The organism is Agrobacterium sp. fls2-241-TYG-188a (assembly GCF_030209845.1).
On record NZ_JARVRD010000002.1, the window covers coordinates 616808 to 632465 of the forward strand.

A 15658-nucleotide genomic window follows, 5' to 3' on the forward strand; every position below is an offset into this window, starting at 1 on the left:
CTGATTCGGCTTGTCCAGAGCTTGAGGTTAAAAGAATTTTAACCCTTTGAACCGACTCCGTATTTTTTTGGGACAGGTTTGGCGACCTTCACGAAAGTCGCCAAACTGACGTAACGTCAAGCCTTTAGCACGCGTTCGACGATGTCGCGAACGTCTGTCGAGAGGGCAGGAGACCGCTCGATTGTGGTCAATGCCGCGCGGGCGTGATCGGCCCGAACAGGCTCCAGCGACCGCCATGAGCGCATGGATGTGAGGATGCGCGCAGCAAGCTGGGGGTTGCGCTTGTCGATTGTGACAATCTGCTCCGCCAGGAAGCGATAGGCTTCCCCATCTGCACGGTTGAAACCGGTCGGATTGCCGAATGCGAATGTGCCGATGAGCGAGCGAACGCGGTTCGGATTGGTGCCGATGAAGTGCTTGGAGCCGATCAATGCCTTGATCCGGGCCAGCGCATCGCTGCCTGGAATTGCCGCCTGAATTGACAGCCACTTGTCCAGCACGAGTGCATTGTCTGCAAAACGGCTTTCGAAGCTGGAAAGCGCCTCTTCGGTTTCGCGAGCATTCGGGAAACGCTGCGTCAGCACGCTGAGAGCATGGGCAAGATCGGTCATGTTGCTGGCTGCGGAGAAGGCCGCCGAGGCGCGCTCCGGCGTCTGTTCCGCAAAGGACAGATAGCTCATGGCAATGTTGCGCAGCGACCGGCGACCGGCGCTCTGTGCATCCGGCGAATAGGCACCCTTGTCTTCAAAGCTGGTGAACAGCCTCTGGAAGGTTTCAATACCTGCCTTGGCAATTGCCGTCATCGCGGCGTTACGGGCCTTGTGAATGGCTTCCGGATCGTTGTTGCCGCCAATTTCGCGGGCAACATCAGCTTCGCTTGGAAGCGACAGGGCCTGGGCGCGGAAGGCGGGCTCCAGACTGTCATCCGCCGCAATTTCAATCAGCGTTGCGATGAAGGCCGGATCGAATTCGACGTCATTGCCGTTTCGAACCGCGTCCGTCGCCTTGACGAGATTTGGCATGGCCAATGTCGCCAATGCCTGCCAACGCGAGAACAGATCGGTATCATGGCGCGCGATCTGCACCATGTCCTGCGCCGATTGCTCGAGGTGCAGGTTGATGGGAGCCGAGAAACTGCGGTTGAGCGAGAGGACGGGGCGCGATGAAATGCCGGAGAAGGTAAAGGTCTGGCTGCGCTCGGTCAGATGCACGACGCCGTCCCTGTATTCGCCGCCTTCAACCTTGGAAGGCTGTGCAATCTCGCCGTTTTCGAGAATGAGAGCGAGGGAGAGGGGAATGTGCAGCGTCTGCTTGGCACTTTGCCCTGGCGTTGCCGGAACAGTCTGTTCCAGCGACAGCGTGAAGGTGGACGAGCCCGCGTCATAGGTGGTGGAGGCGCTGACGAGCGGTGTACCGGCCTGCACATACCAGCGGAAGAACTGGCTGAGATCGCGGCCGCTTGCATCCTCGAAGCACTTGATGAAATTCTCAACCGTCGAGGCTTCACCATCGTGGCGCTCGAAATAGAGATCCATGCCCTTGCGGAAATCCTGCGCACCCAGAATGGTGGCGATCATGCCGGTAATCTCGGCACCCTTCTCATAGACGGTCGTCGTATAGAAGTTGTTGATTTCGCGGTATTTATCCGGCCGTGGCGGATGCGCCAGCGGACCGCCATCTTCCGGGAACTGCTCTGACTTCAGATGGCGCACATCAGCGATGCGCTTGACCGGGCGCGAGCGCATGTCGGAGGAAAACTCCTGATCGCGATAGACGGTCAGGCCTTCCTTCAGGCAAAGCTGGAACCAGTCACGGCAGGTGATGCGGTTGCCTGTCCAGTTATGAAAATATTCATGCGCAATGATGCGCTCGATATTGGCATAATCGGTATCGGTCGCGGTTTCAGGATCGGCAAGGACGTATTTGTCGTTGAAGACGTTGAGGCCCTTGTTCTCCATGGCGCCCATGTTGAAATCGGACACGGCCACGATCATGAAGATGTCGAGGTCGTATTCGCGGCCGAAGCGTTCCTCGTCCCATTTCATCGAGCGTTTGAGCGCATCCATGGCATAGGCCGCACGCGGCTCCTTGCCATGCTCGACATAGATCTTGAGCGCGACATCGCGGCCCGACATGGTGGTGAAGGTGTCTTCGACAAGGCCCAGATCGCCAGCCACGAGCGCAAAGAGATAGCTTGGCTTGGGATGCGGATCGAACCAGGCGGCGAAGTGACGGCCTTCGTCATAATTGCCGCCGCCGAGAAAGTTGCCGTTCGACAGAAGGAAGGTGTTGCCTTCCTTGGCGGCAATGATGGTGATGGTATAGGGAGCCAGAACGTCAGGGCGATCCGGGAAATAGGTGATGCGGCGGAAGCCTTCGGCCTCACACTGGGTGCAGTAGACGCCGTTTGTGCGATAAAGCCCCATCAACTGCGTGTTGGTTTGCGGGTTGATGTAGTTCGTCACGCAAATTTCGAACGGCGTTTCTTCCGGTAGGTCACGGATCGTCAGGCTGTCCGGCGTCGCATCATATTGCGCCGTAGACATTTCGATCTGGTCCAGCAACAGGCCAGACAGCGTCAGTTCGTCGCCATCCAGAACCAGCGGGGCCGACTTGTCCGCGCCTTCGCGCCTATGAAAGATCAACCGTGCTTCGACCTTGGTATTCTCAGGATCGAGTTCGAATGTGAGGTCAACTCGTTCGAGAACGAAATCGGTTGGGCGATAATCCGCCAGGTGAACGATCTGGCCCGTGTCTGTTCGCATGACTATCCCTGAATGAACCTTGTCTGCCACGATTCAGGTTTCATGCCGGATGATCCCTGAAAGTAAAATTGAAAGAGAGTCACGTTCATGTGAAATTCACAAGACATGATGTCCTGCGTATCGCCTCGCCAGACCAAACGGTTCAATGAGGATCAATGAATTTGTCTCGCAAGAACGCATCTTTCCATTAAATGTTGAACGATTACTGAAGTTGTGGGGGCCTCAGGCGATTATATTACGATAAACTAGTAGATTGGTTAGCAATTTTATTACAAGCCGCCCTGCTACATCGCTCATCGCCGCCATTCTCAGCCCTTCAGGCCCAGGCTCGTGCGGATAGCCTCATCATTTTCTGTCTGCTGAATGACGACACCGTACCATCCGAGGCCATCGTAATCTTCGTAACCGAACGTCTTGGCAAAGGCGACGATGGCATTTCCGACATAATAGCTGCCGCGCATGGCGTTCGATGGGTTTTTCAGGGGGTATTGCGTGAAGCGCAGGGATGGATCGCTGCTGGCGATGACACGCAGGTCGCTGTCCAAGAGCAGCACGACGGTCCGCTCCGCGACCGACGGCGAAAGATTGGCTTCCTTCTCGACGATCGAGCGTCCCTGTTCCTGCCAATCGAAAAAGACGCCGAGCGTGCCGAGCAATGCGCCATCCGTCTTGCCGCCCTGGCGTATGCCGGTTGCGTAGACAAGCACATCTCTGCTGTCGTGCAGCGGGCTGCTTTTGACCTGATCGACCACATATTCGTCGCCGCTACGGCATTGCGAGGCCGCCGCAAACCAGGGCTCGATGGCCATGCTGCGCCCGGCAAGATTGCGCTGGTATCGCGGATTGGCAGAAGCGACCACGACGCCACGCTTATCTGTCATGACAAGATCGATATAGACCGTATAGAACCGGCTGATCACGCCAAGTCGCTCCGCGGCAAAGGCGATGTCGGCATCATCCTTGCTTTCCAGCGCCTGCCAAAGCGCCGTGTCCGTTGCCCACCAGCGAACGTCTGCGGTGCGCTCGAACAGGTTTCTGACGATAAGCTGCACCAGCGTCTGCGCCATATCCATCAGGCGCACACCCTCCATCTCCTCCACCAGCGCTTCCGCCATCTGGCGGCTGAGGCCGATGCGGCTGAGAACGGTGTGTTCGAAGGTGGAGGAAATATCGGAGGCGATCTGCGCAAGCCGCTGAACTTCGTTCGCGACGACAGAGAAACCCTTGCCTGCTTCACCCGCTCTTGCCGCTTCGATCAATGCATTGATGGCCAGCAGCCTGATTTGTTTGACGATGTGGCTGTTGTCCATGCTAAACCGTCGCAAATCGGTCGACATGCCGTCCGTGACCACCCGCATTGTGCGTGGCGTTGCGGGTGGAGCGTCATTCTCGGCAATTCTCTGCACATTATGGTTCATGGATTCGTCAATTCTGAAATGGAGTTTGCGATTATTGGCGGAAATACGGGGAGGTTGGGGCTGTGTGAACTATTGAATGATAGAATTTAGAATATAATTTGGTTAAAAATTGGTTGTTATAGGTTGTAATTTATTTTTGTTTTGGGAAAGAAGCGCCGCTTTTTAACGCGTCACTTGCTTATATTTGAAGCAATTACCTAAAACTATCGCATTTCAGTAGATTAGCAGATGATTGCGTGAGCGGGGTCACGAGGCGGGGCAGGTCGAAAGTTCGTTCAAGGGTAGACTTCGATCTGCTATCTATTAGAAAAGACGCGCGGGACCATGCTTGGCCTGTGGAAATGAAACCGGTTCACAGCCGCAACCGTTGAATGTTCGTTCTTATGAGTGCCGCCCCCTATAACCCCATCCGGGGCATAAGCTTCAAGCTTGTTTCCGTCGCCTTTTTCCTCGTGATGCAGACCTGCATCAAAGCCGTGGGGCCGGATGTTCCCGCGGGCGAAATCAGCTTCTTTCGCTCCATCTTCGCCATCGTGCCCATTGTCATCTATCTTGCCTGGCTGCGAAATCTTCGAAGCGCCTTTCACACCGACAATGTGTTCGGACATTTCAAGCGGGGGCTGCTCGGTATCCTCTCGATGATCTGCGGATTTTACGGGCTGACATTGCTGCCCCTGCCGGAGTTCATCGCGATAGGCTACGCCTCTCCACTCATGGCGGTGGTATTTGCGTCGCTTATTCTGGGCGAGTCGGTTCGCGTCTACCGCTGGTCTGCCGTCCTGGTGGGCATGAGCGGCGTCGTCATCATCCTGTGGCCGAAACTGACGCTGTTGCAGGAGGGCGGTTTTGCTGCAGGTGAGGCGATCGGCGCGCTTTCTGTTCTCTTAGGGGCGGTGCTGGCCGGTCTGGCCATGGTGCAGGTCCGTCAGCTGGTGGTGACTGAAAAGACACCGACTATTGTGCTGTACTTCTCATTGACCGGGACGTTGCTGTCTGCTGTCAGCCTGCCATTCGACTGGGAGTGGCTCGATCTCAACCAAACCATTCTGCTGATTTCCTGCGGCGTTGCCGGAGGCATAGCCCAGATTTTTCTGACCGAAAGCTATCGCCACGCGGAAGTATCGACAATCGCGCCGTTCGAGTATTCCTCAATCCTGTTCGGCATCGCCGTATCGTATATTTTGTTTGGCGACATCCCGACGACAACTATGTTGATCGGCACGGCCATCGTCATCTCTGCCGGAATTTTCATCATTTTCAGAGAACATCAGCTTGGGCTTGCGCGTAAAGCCGCCAAAAAGGCGTCTACCCCTCAAGGTTGACGCGTAAAATGACTAAAATACCACCAGAATACAACCCGATGGATTTTTTTTCATTTTAATCAAACCATTATTCAATTCTTGAATGAACGTGGTATGGAGGGAAACGGGTATTTAAGGCAAATTTCTGGGTGGCACATCGTGTTTGGGGTAAAACGCGGAATGGCAATTTGCGCAAAGCTACGCTCGAAGCGCAGTTCATGTATGCAATTGCAACATAGTCGGGCGGCCAAGCGTCGCCAAGCTGCAAATTCATGCCCATCATTTTTGTGGGGGTGGTCGTGACATTTACATATTCGGAACTGGTTGCGCATCCGCGCCTGCTGGATGCGATCCGCCAGCTTGCGCGCAATCTTCGCGTTTCCTTCAATGAGAACCCTCGCATCGCGCGCCTGCTTTCGGCTCACCAGAAGTGGATGCTTACACAGGCTGGCATGGCGCTGAACCTCGAAGCCGGTCCAAGCGGGTTTACAGTGGCGGAGTTTCGCGAACTTGTAACAGCCAATGGCATCGCCAGTCGCAACACGGTTCAGAACTATCTCGACCAGTTGGAAATCTATCGCTATGCCGAGAAAGTCGGTCCTACGGCTGTGCGTCCGCGGCGATATCGGGCGACCGCCGTGAGCGAGCAGGCGATGTTGATGTGGTATGTCGCCAACCTGTCCGCGATCGATGGGCTGGATGGCGGTTCGCGAGCGCTCGAGTTGCTCTCAAAACCGCACCTGCTGGCAAAAGCACAGCCGCGCGCCGCTCGCAAATGCCTTCTCGACAGAAACTGGGTGGAGCCGCCCGAGCGCATCGGTCTGTTCCTCTGGACGGAAGCGGGCGCGCTTGTCATGGACGAATTCATCAGCCGTATAGAGGATGCCGAGGGCGATTGCGATCGTATCGATATCGGCTATGTCGATGCCCGCGCTCTCGCCACCGAATTCATGATGTCCCGCACCCATCTTCAGCGCCTTCTCAACAAGGCGGCAGAGCAGGGCACGATGGGCTGGCATAATGAAAGCCTGCGCAGCGGCATGTGGTTCTCCCGCGACTTCCTGGACGAATACTGCAAATGGCAGGCCATCAAGTTCAAATACGTCAATGATGCATTTCTTGACGCTCAGGCATGACCGGATGCTGCAGCGGCCGCGTTGAACCGAACGCGGCCGCTGCAAACCTGCGTTTGCCGGCCAATCCTTTTTCGCGACGATTTCGAGATGGCCGGTGGGATCTGGCTGCTGACTGACGGGCGGTCATGCCAGGCAGCCTGCGCGCTCACCGCAACCGAAGCGTTTCCGACGCGCAAAACTTTCAGTCCAGAAAACAGGGCGATCTGATCGGCGCTGGAAATAATCCGGTAATCATACTGCTTGCCTTTTTTTGGCTTCCACATAAGGTTGCATTGACTAAGCAAAAACAACCTATAATTATCTCGCCTGTTGATATTGCCCTCAAGGAGCCATCGCAGAATGAGTAATGTTATTGATATTGAAATCGTCGTGGATGTTAACAACCTCGTCCTCAACACGACCAGTCCCAGCAAGGATCCGGCTAATCCGACATGGGTTGGCCACAACTACGCCTATATGATTGCCGCCAGCCAATATGTTAAAAGCGGTCAGGCAACGGGTGACCTCAACATTTCGGCGGACGTCGAAGACACCATCCATTGGCGAATGCTTTCCCAGTCGGGCAACACCACCTATTCCGCCAACCTGATGAACATCACCTATCTCAACGGTACCAAGGTTACCGCTGACATCGAGGGAAAGCTCGCTCAGCCGCAGACCCCTGTTCCCGGAACAACGCTCGGCAGTATCCCTCTGCCGCCATCGGGCACCAATGCCTATGTCGTAACGCCTCAATATGACTTCTACGTCGCGGCTGACATCGTTTCCGCAGGCACGGAAAACTACAGCGTGCTGTTTGAAGTCCTTTACTACCACGCCGGTGCCCTGACCGTGCTTGGCTACTTCGCCTGGGATCCAACGATCACCGCATCCTGATTGTCTCGTCCTGTTTGACGCCAATCGCGTTTCGCCTGCCGTTTGCGAGAACAGCATGTTCAAATGGACATGGCTCGTGACGGCAGGCGTTTCAGCCTGAAGCGCGCAGTCCGAGAGATCTTGCAATAGTAACAAGTGTCGAAAGTGACCTAGCGACAGCGGAGATGAACTACGGTCCGTGAGCCCGTTGGGTCAATTGGCCCTTGTTCTCAGAAAAGCTGACCAATCTGCCGGGAGCCGGGGAGGGTGGAAGGCGGCGCTGATTACAAACTCAGGCCCCAGAAACGCAAAAGCGCCTCTCCATGGGAAAGGCGCTGCAAAGCGTCGGGCTCTAAAAGCCGGTCAAGGCATGGCCTTGAGGCATTTCAATCAGCGTTCGCGGAAATCCGCAAAAACTGCCGAGGGCCGTGTGGTCCGAACCTGCTGTGTGGACGCGCGAGCGGTCAGCTGTTCGTTCGTAACACCAAAACGGTGGTAACCCTGGCTGGAGCGCGGGCCTAGGCCTGCAAGCCGGAGTGTTTCGAAGCCGGAATGTACCGGACGGAAGCGAGTGGTCATTGCCTTGGTTCCTTAAACCTTTTCCTCCCAAGACGAGATGACTTATTGCAGTGCAGCAGGGATTCGGCAAGAAAGGCAAATGCGCCGCTGTTATGCGCCATTTGCATGGCTATTTTCATAAATCATTTACATTGATCAAAAAGGAAGCATTCACAATTGCCGAATACGGCTCTGGAATGCTAATAAATCCTGCCATGCCAATGACTTACTGGCCGGAGCGTTCAAAAGCTCCTGCGGGTGCAGAGTGGCAATTGCGGGCACGGTTTCGTTGCCAGATGCGACATCACGCCACTGTCCACGCAGCGTATGGATGGTGCCGGTGCCGCCAAAGAAAAAACGCGCAGTGAAGTTGCCCAAAAGCAACAGTACTTTCGGCTCTGCTAAAGCGACCTGTCTTTCGATGAAAGGGCGGCAGATTTCCATTTCCGGGGTGGATGGCGGGCGGTTGCCGGGCGGGCGCCATGGCACGACATTCGTGAGCAGCAGGTTGGCACGTTCAAGGCCAATCGCCGCCAGCATACGGTCCAGCAAAAGGCCGGTCTTGCCGACGAAGGGCGTACCTTCTCGGTCGTCATCGGCATCCGGCATCGGGCCGATAACCATGATGCCAGAAGAGGGGTCGCCTTCGGCAAAAATGGTATGGCGCGCACTGTTCTTCAGATTGCAGCCATTGAAGCTTTCCAGTGCAGTCTTGAGTTCGCCAAGCGAGCGGGCAGTTTCTGCGGCAAAGCGGGCAGCGGCAATGGCCTGCTCGTCCGGCATGGCCACATTGGCCTGTACAGGCGCGGGCATGGAGGCGGCGGCGCGTGAAGCAGCCGATTGCGGGGCAGGCTGCGAAGAACGTGATGCGCCGCCTTGGACGTTCGCTGCAGCAGAGGACTGGTTTTCCCTTTGCTGCGCCGGACGGGCGTCCCTTGCTGCCGGGCTTGCTGTGCGCGAGGCTGCAAATTCCGCAAAGCGATCAATGGCCGTGTCTTCTAGCAGCCAGTCGACGCCCGCATCCGCATGAAAATGCAGAAGCGCCGCCAGTTCTGCCGGGGAAAGGTCTTGGGCCGAGATCATGGGCTGAAAACTACCTCAACTGCCGGTCCCGCGAAACCCCTGATATCACGCTGTCCAGCGCTCAATATCGCCGCTTTCGCCAATCATGGCCAAGCCGTGGGCAATCGACAGCAACTCGCCGCCGCTCTCGATCCTGTCCGCATCGAACCGCCGGGTGAAAAGCTCGCGCACGGCAGGCACGAAAGAGGTGCCACCCGTCAGGAACACCTTGTCGATGGCGTCAGGGGCGGTCTGGGTCTTTTCCAGCACTTCGTCGAGCGCGCCTTCGATCTTGGCGAGATCGTCGCTGATCCAGCTATTGAAATCGCTGCGCTTGACGGTCTTTTTGCCAGCCTTGCCGAGCGGAGAGAAGTTGAACTCCGCTTCTTCCTGGGAGGATAGGGCCATCTTGGTTGCCGAAATGGCCTGATAGAGCGGATAGCCTTCATCATGCTCGACAAGTTCGACAAACATTTCCAGCTTTTCCGGCTCAAGCGCTGAGCGCACCAGCGATTTCAGATCCGAGAACTCCTTGGTGGTCTTGAAGATGGAGAGCTGGTTCCAGCGCCCGAAATTGACGTAGTAGCCTGCGGGTACGTCCAGCACCTTGTCGAAGCTTTTGAACTTGCTGCCCTTGCCGATTTCCGGTGACACGAGGTTGTCGATCATGCGGAAGTCGAAATGGTCGCCCGCAACGCCGACACCCGAATGGCCGATGGGGGTGGCAGTCAGCTTTCCGGCGTGGCTTTCGAAGCGGATCAGCGAGTAGTCGGTGGTTCCGCCGCCGAAATCGGCGACCAGAACATTGGCGTCCTTTTTCAGGCTCTGGGCAAAGTAATAGGCGGCAGCGACCGGCTCATACACATAATGAATTTCAGGAAAGCCCGCACGGGTGAGGGCCTCGTTGTAACGGGCAAGCGCCAGCGCTTCGTCGGGGTTGCCGCCGGCGAAGCGCACGGGACGACCGGCAATGACGGTGGAAATGTCATCGCGCCACTCATCGCCCGCATAGGATTTCAGCTTGCGCAGGAAGACTTCCATCAGGTCCTCGAAGCTCTGGCGCTTGGCAAAGACCAGCGTGCCCTGAAACAGCGGCGATGCGGCAAATGTCTTGATGGACTGCAGGAAGCGACAGTCGCCGGGATTATCGATGAACTGCTGGATGGCGGCGTGGCCCGCCTCGACATGAAGGGCAGCGGCACCCAAGCTGCTGTCTTTCATGAAGGAGAGCGCCGTGCGCATACTGTCTGCGGTTCCGGCGCTGCTGGTAAAGCGCATGGAGTGGCTGTCGGTCCCGCTGTCGGAGAGTGCCATGACCGTATTGGTCGTGCCGAAATCGAGGCCGAGTGTCCGTGACATTGCAATGGTCCTTGGTTCCTGGGCAGGTGGAATCGCGCCCGGGGCGCGCTCTGCCCTTCAGTCTGGATGCCTGTGGCATCGGTTATTTTTGAAGAGGGCGGGTCATTGCATGATGACCGGTTCATGGCAAGCCGGGTGGCTCAGTTTTTTGTCGCTTGCCCGGCCCGCATTTGCGCCGCTTCTTCCTGCAGCCACTGCGAAAACGTCGCCATTGCCGGGGTCATAGTCCGGGATTTGAGGCGGGTCAGCCAGTAGCACCCTTTGGACACATAGACTGGAAAGGGTTGCTCCAACGCGCCGGACGAAAGCTGGCGGCTGAACATCAGCGGTGGCGCAAGCGCAATGCCTGCCCCCTGCAAGGCGGCCTCAATCATCAGCACGGAGGAATCGAAGACGATGCCCTTGATCTTGGGAGGCGTCACACCGGCAGCCTCGAACCATTCCGGCCACTCATCCATACGGTAGGAGCGCAGAAGCGGCCGTGCCGCCACGTCCTGCGGGGAATGAAGCTGGCTGGCGATCGCAGGCACGCAGAGCGCCGAATGCGGAGCCTCGAACAATTCTTCCGCTTCCGTATCGTGCCAGGCGCCGTTGCCGAAACGTATGGCGTAATCCAGACCTTCGGCGGCGATATCGACCCTGTTGTTGTTCGTGGAAAGCCGCACCTCGATGAAGGGATATCGCTCCTGAAAGGCGCTGAGACGCGGCAGCAGCCAGCCCACCGCAAAGGTGCCGACGGAGCCGAGGGTCAGAACATCACGCACATGCCCGTCTTCGAAACGCTGCAACATATCGGCCATGCGGTCGAAGGAGTCCTGCAGGGTGGGCAACAGGGCTAGGCCGTCTTCCGTAATCATCAGGCCGCGCGGCAGGCGACGGAAAAGCTCGACGCCAAGCCGCTGCTCCAGCAGTTTGACCTGATGGCTGATCGCAGTCTGCGTGACGCACAGCTCAATCGCGGCGCGGGTGAAGCTCAGATGGCGTGCAGCCGCTTCGAAAGCGCGCAGGGCGTTGAGCGGGAGATGTGGGCGTACCATGGTATGACCAAGTTTAATTCATGTCAGCAGCCAGATATCATCATTTGTACCCGTGCAACAGCGCAGACTAGAAGTAAGCCATCACAACCGGATGGAGACATGTCCATGGCAATCAAGCGGCGTATTGGTGTCGTTCTTTTATCATTTATTTCAAAAGCTTGCATCGGAAACTTGCATGCAGTTGCCGCGCAGACGGTGCAATGCACGGTCGTTCTCGATGCAGAGAGCGGTGACGTCCTGCATCGGCAGGGCAGCTGCGACAAGGCCTTTGCGCCCCAGTCCACCTTCAAGCTGCCTTTGGCCATCATCGGTTATGATACGGGTATTCTAACCAACGAGACCACGCCGCGCTGGGACTACAGGCCCGAGTGGAAAAGACCGAAACGCGAGCAGATGTCTGTCGATCCGACGATTTGGGAAAAGGAATCCATCGTCTGGTATTCGCAGGAAATTACCCGAAGGCTGGGCAAGGAAAAGTTTGCCGATTATGTGCGCCGGTTCGATTATGGCAACGCCGATGTGCGCGGCATTAAAGGGCGCTCGGACGGGCTGACGGAATCCTGGCTGATGTCGTCATTGAAGATTTCCGGCGATCAACAGGTCGCGTTTCTGCGCCGTTTCCTCACCGGCAAACTTCCCGTCTCCCAGTCCGCCTCTGATAAAACCATGGCGATCATGCCGAAGTTCACCGCAGCCGAGGGCTGGCAGGTGCAGGGCAAGACCGGGTCCGGGCGTATGCGGACCAAGGATGGAAAATATGACGGCGACGTCTGGCTTGGCTGGTTTGTCGGTTGGGCGCAAAAGGGCGATCGTCAGGTGGTTTTCGCCAAGCTGAACATCAAGGACTGGAAGAGCGAAGAGCCGATCAGCTTTGCCACGCGCGATGCGTTGATCGCCGAACTGCCGCAGCTGGTAAAATAGCCTAGCGAATGAGGCGTCGGCCGGCAAAGATCATGGCAAGCCCGACCAGCGCGACGAGGGCTCCGCGGATGATCCATGGGCTTTGATCGATCATGAAACTGGACGCGGGGTAGGGGAAATATCCGCTTCCCTGACCCATCCACAACAGGCCGACAAGGGCCAGAAGTGCGCCGAAGAAGGTAAGCAACAGACGAACTATCCGCATGATAAGCCTCAATGGAGAACCGATGCGTCACTCTACGCCTTGGCGCGGGAAGTGAAAGCATTTTCGGATGCTCGTCTGTTTTACCGATGCAGAAGCACGCCTGCGCAGCTGTGGGCGTGCTCTTTGACGCTCTGGCGCCTTTACGATGCCAGATGTGCGATCAGATCGACTTCGATGCTCCACCATCCACCCGCAGCATGGTGCCGGTAATGTAGCTTGCAGGTTGCGAGCACAGGAACGCGCCGGCGGCCGCAAACTCTTCCACCGTGCCAAGGCGTCCGGCGGGAATGTTTTTCACCGATGCATCGCGGATTTCCTCGACGCTCTTGCCCAGCCTTTTGGCGTTTGCACCATCCAGCTCATCGATACGGTCGGTGTGGATGCGCCCGGGCAGAAGAAGGTTGGCGGTGACGCCATTGCTGGCAACCTCTGCGGCAAGGGTCTTGTTCCAGCCCACAAGTGCGCCCCGAAGCGTGTTGGAAAGCGCAAGGTTCGTAATGGGCTCGAATACGCCTGAAGACGCGACGGTCAGAATGCGCCCCCAACCCTGTTCCTTCATCTGCGGCAGAAAAGCGCCCGTCAATGTAATGACGCGCAGCACCATGGACTGAAAGAAGGTTTCGAGCGTCTCGGCGGTGATATCCTGCGCGCTGCCGGGCGTAGGCCCGCCCGTGTTATTGACGAGAATGTCGATGCCGCCGAGCTTTTCCTTCACGGCCTCGACCATCTTCGGCACGAAATCATTCTGTGCGAGATCGGCCTCGACCCAGTCGGCCTTGCCTTTTCCAAGCGCGTTGATGGCCTGCGCATTGGCAGCCAGCCTCTCGGCGGTGCGACCAACCAGAAGCACGTTTGCGCCTTCCCCGGCCAGCGCCGTTGCAATGCCGAGACCAAGGCCGCGCGACGAAGCCAGAACAAGGGCGCGTTTGCCGGAAATGCCGAAATCCATAAGTGCTGTCCTCCTGAAACATGTTGCCGAGGTTATAGGGGTGGTCTCGCGGATTTTGAAGGCGTCTGCGGTTTATTTCGTTTGAGTGCCGTCGTTGTCGTGGGACTTGTCGGAGCGCTTGACCCTAAGGGCCATTCCGCATTAAATTACGTGCACGTAAAAGTAAGCTATTACAATTGCGTCAGAGAATGTAATGGGTTTGTGGCCGATTTGCCTGACTTCAACCTCGACAACGGCTTTGCGCTTTGCGAAGAAAGTTATCGAGATGGCGGTCTTTAAAGGCAGGCTGGTACGGCGCGTGCAATGAACCCTGCAGGCGCAAGCGCGTTAGAAAAACAATGCCGGAAGGGACCGGCAAGCGGAGAGGATGGATATGACCGAAGCAATGGAATTGCCGGAACGCGAATCGATGGAATTCGACGTTGTCATCGTTGGCGCAGGTCCGGCGGGCCTTTCGGCTGCGATACGGCTCAAGCAGGTCAATCCTGATCTCTCTGTTGTCGTTCTCGAAAAAGGCTCAGAAGTCGGCGCACATATCGTTTCGGGCGCCGTGGTCGATCCGATCGGCATCGACCGCTTGCTCCCCGGCTGGCGCGAGGAAGAGGGGCATCCCTTCAAGACCGAAGTCAAGGATGACCAGTTCCTGCTGCTGGGGCCTGCCGGATCGATCCGCCTGCCCAACTTTGCCATGCCGCCATTGATGAACAATCACGGCAACTACATCGTCTCGCTTGGTCTCGTCTGTCGCTGGCTTGCCGAAAAGGCAGAGGCCCTTGGTGTGGAAATCTATCCCGGCTTTGCGGCCACGGAGGTTCTTTATAACGAGGCGGGCGCTGTCATCGGCGTTGCTACCGGTGACATGGGTGTGGAGCGCAATGGCGAACCCGGCACGGCATTTACACGCGGCATGGCGCTGATGGGCAAATATGTGCTGATCGGCGAGGGCGTGCGCGGATCGCTTGCCAAACAGCTCATCAAGAAATTCGACCTTTCCAGGGATAGCGACGTCCAGAAGTTCGGCATCGGCATCAAGGAACTCTGGCAGGTCAAGCCTGAGAAGCACCGTCCGGGTTTGGTCCAGCACTCCTTTGGCTGGCCGTTGGGCATGAAGACCGGTGGCGGCTCGTTCCTCTACCACCTCGAAGACAACCTCGTGGCTGTCGGCTTCGTCGTCCACCTGAACTACAAGAACCCCTATCTCTATCCCTTTGAGGAATTCCAGCGCTACAAGACGCACCCTGCCATCCGCGACACGTTCGAGGGGGGCAAGCGCCTGTCCTATGGCGCACGTGCCATCACCGAAGGCGGGTATCAGTCGGTTCCGAAGCTGACTTTCCCGGGCGGCGCCCTGATCGGCTGTTCCGCCGGTTTCGTGAACGTGCCGCGCATCAAGGGCAGCCATAACGCCGTGCTGTCGGGCATGATGGCCGCTGAAAAGCTGGCCGAAGCCATTGCTGCAGGCCGCGCCAATGATGAAGTCATCGAAATCGAAAACGAATGGCGCGACAGCGACATCGGCAAGGATTTGAAGCGCGTCCGCAACGTCAAACCGCTATGGTCGAAATTCGGCACAGCGCTTGGCGTAGCACTGGGCGGGCTGGATATGTGGACCAACCAGTTGCTCGGCCTCTCCCTTTTCGGCACGTTGAAGCACGGCAAGACGGATGCGGAAAGCCTTGAGCCTGCCAAGCTTCACAAGCCGATTGCCTATCCAAAGCCGGATGGCGTGCTGACCTTCGACCGCCTGTCATCCGTCTTCATTTCCTCGACCAACCATGAGGAAGACCAGCCGGTGCACCTGCAGGTCAAGGACATGGATCTGCAGAAACGCTCAGAGCATGACGTCTATGCCGGTCCCTCCACGCGCTACTGTCCCGCCGGTGTCTACGAATGGGTGGAGACAGACGGCGAGCCGACCTACGTCATCAACGCCCAAAACTGCGTTCATTGCAAAACCTGCGATATCAAGGACCCCAACCAGAACATCAACTGGGTACCGCCGCAGGGCGGTGAGGGGCCGGTTTACGCGAATATGTAAAAACGGCGAAGACGCGGATCTCATCGTTTGCGCAAGAGGTCCGCGTAAGAATTA

General features: G+C 57.1%; 13 protein-coding genes. 5 read left to right on the forward strand and 8 right to left on the reverse strand.

The genetic code is table 11. The annotated features are described in order from the left end of the window. Nucleotides 1–116: 116 nt before the first annotated feature. Together pepN and QRN85_RS09790 are read right to left on the reverse strand one after the other, a co-directional pair. Complete coding sequence (gene pepN, locus QRN85_RS09785) at nucleotides 117–2765, reverse strand: aminopeptidase N (RefSeq protein ID WP_284757692.1); 2649 nt, start codon at nucleotides 2763–2765, stop codon at nucleotides 117–119. A 308-nt stretch (nucleotides 2766–3073) separates the two neighbouring features. Beyond that, on the reverse strand, nucleotides 3074–4183 hold the full coding sequence (locus QRN85_RS09790; RefSeq protein ID WP_062586889.1) for a methyl-accepting chemotaxis protein: 1110 nt from the start codon (nucleotides 4181–4183) through the stop codon (nucleotides 3074–3076). Between the two features lie 383 nt (nucleotides 4184–4566). Between QRN85_RS09790 and QRN85_RS09795 the strand changes: the two genes are divergently transcribed. The 3 genes from QRN85_RS09795 to QRN85_RS09805 all read left to right on the forward strand — a co-directional run bounded on the left by QRN85_RS09795 (nucleotide 4567) and on the right by QRN85_RS09805 (nucleotide 7496). Then, nucleotides 4567–5505, forward strand: coding sequence for a DMT family transporter (locus QRN85_RS09795; protein WP_284758826.1), 939 nt, complete (start codon nucleotides 4567–4569; stop codon nucleotides 5503–5505). A 278-nt stretch (nucleotides 5506–5783) separates the two neighbouring features. Beyond that, nucleotides 5784–6620, forward strand: coding sequence for a hypothetical protein (locus QRN85_RS09800; RefSeq protein WP_113092505.1), 837 nt, complete (start codon nucleotides 5784–5786; stop codon nucleotides 6618–6620). A 339-nt stretch (nucleotides 6621–6959) separates the two neighbouring features. Next, complete coding sequence (locus tag QRN85_RS09805; protein ID WP_113092421.1) at nucleotides 6960–7496, forward strand: AidA/PixA family protein; 537 nt, start codon at nucleotides 6960–6962, stop codon at nucleotides 7494–7496. 369 nt (nucleotides 7497–7865) lie between these two features. Here QRN85_RS09805 and QRN85_RS09810 read toward each other — a convergent pair whose 3' ends face one another. The 4 genes from QRN85_RS09810 to QRN85_RS09825 form a co-directional block, all read right to left on the reverse strand. Then, nucleotides 7866–8054 carry a hypothetical protein gene (locus tag QRN85_RS09810; protein WP_062586892.1) on the reverse strand — a complete coding sequence of 63 codons (189 nt, stop codon included), beginning with the start codon at nucleotides 8052–8054 and terminating at the stop codon, nucleotides 7866–7868. Between the two features lie 150 nt (nucleotides 8055–8204). After that, nucleotides 8205–9116, reverse strand: a complete 912-nt coding sequence (locus QRN85_RS09815; protein ID WP_284757696.1) for a uracil-DNA glycosylase — start codon at nucleotides 9114–9116, stop codon at nucleotides 8205–8207. Between the two features lie 45 nt (nucleotides 9117–9161). After that, nucleotides 9162–10454, reverse strand: coding sequence for an Hsp70 family protein (locus QRN85_RS09820; protein ID WP_113218070.1), 1293 nt, complete (start codon nucleotides 10452–10454; stop codon nucleotides 9162–9164). Between the two features lie 140 nt (nucleotides 10455–10594). Next, entirely contained in the window at nucleotides 10595–11491 is an 897-nt protein-coding gene (locus QRN85_RS09825; protein WP_284757698.1) for a LysR family transcriptional regulator, read from the reverse strand. Nucleotides 11492–11596: 105 nt separating this feature from the next. Between QRN85_RS09825 and blaOXA the strand changes: the two genes are divergently transcribed. Beyond that, entirely contained in the window at nucleotides 11597–12412 is an 816-nt protein-coding gene (gene blaOXA, locus QRN85_RS09830) for a class D beta-lactamase (protein WP_350225067.1), read from the forward strand. A gap of 1 nt (nucleotide 12413) precedes the next feature. Here the strand turns inward: blaOXA and QRN85_RS09835 are convergent, their stop codons facing one another. Together QRN85_RS09835 and QRN85_RS09840 are read right to left on the reverse strand one after the other, a co-directional pair. Beyond that, the gene (locus tag QRN85_RS09835; RefSeq protein WP_112961196.1) at nucleotides 12414–12617 is read right to left on the reverse strand and encodes a hypothetical protein; all 204 of its coding nucleotides are present in this window, start codon (nucleotides 12615–12617) and stop codon (nucleotides 12414–12416) included. Nucleotides 12618–12777: 160 nt separating this feature from the next. Beyond that, nucleotides 12778–13566: an SDR family oxidoreductase gene (locus QRN85_RS09840; RefSeq protein WP_284757703.1), complete on the reverse strand. Its 789-nt coding sequence runs from the start codon at nucleotides 13564–13566 to the stop codon at nucleotides 12778–12780. Between the two features lie 373 nt (nucleotides 13567–13939). Here QRN85_RS09840 and QRN85_RS09845 point away from each other — a divergent pair, with 373 nt between their 5' ends. Continuing rightward, nucleotides 13940–15604, forward strand: coding sequence for an electron transfer flavoprotein-ubiquinone oxidoreductase (locus QRN85_RS09845; protein WP_284757704.1), 1665 nt, complete (start codon nucleotides 13940–13942; stop codon nucleotides 15602–15604). The last annotated feature ends 54 nt before the right edge of the window (nucleotides 15605–15658 follow it).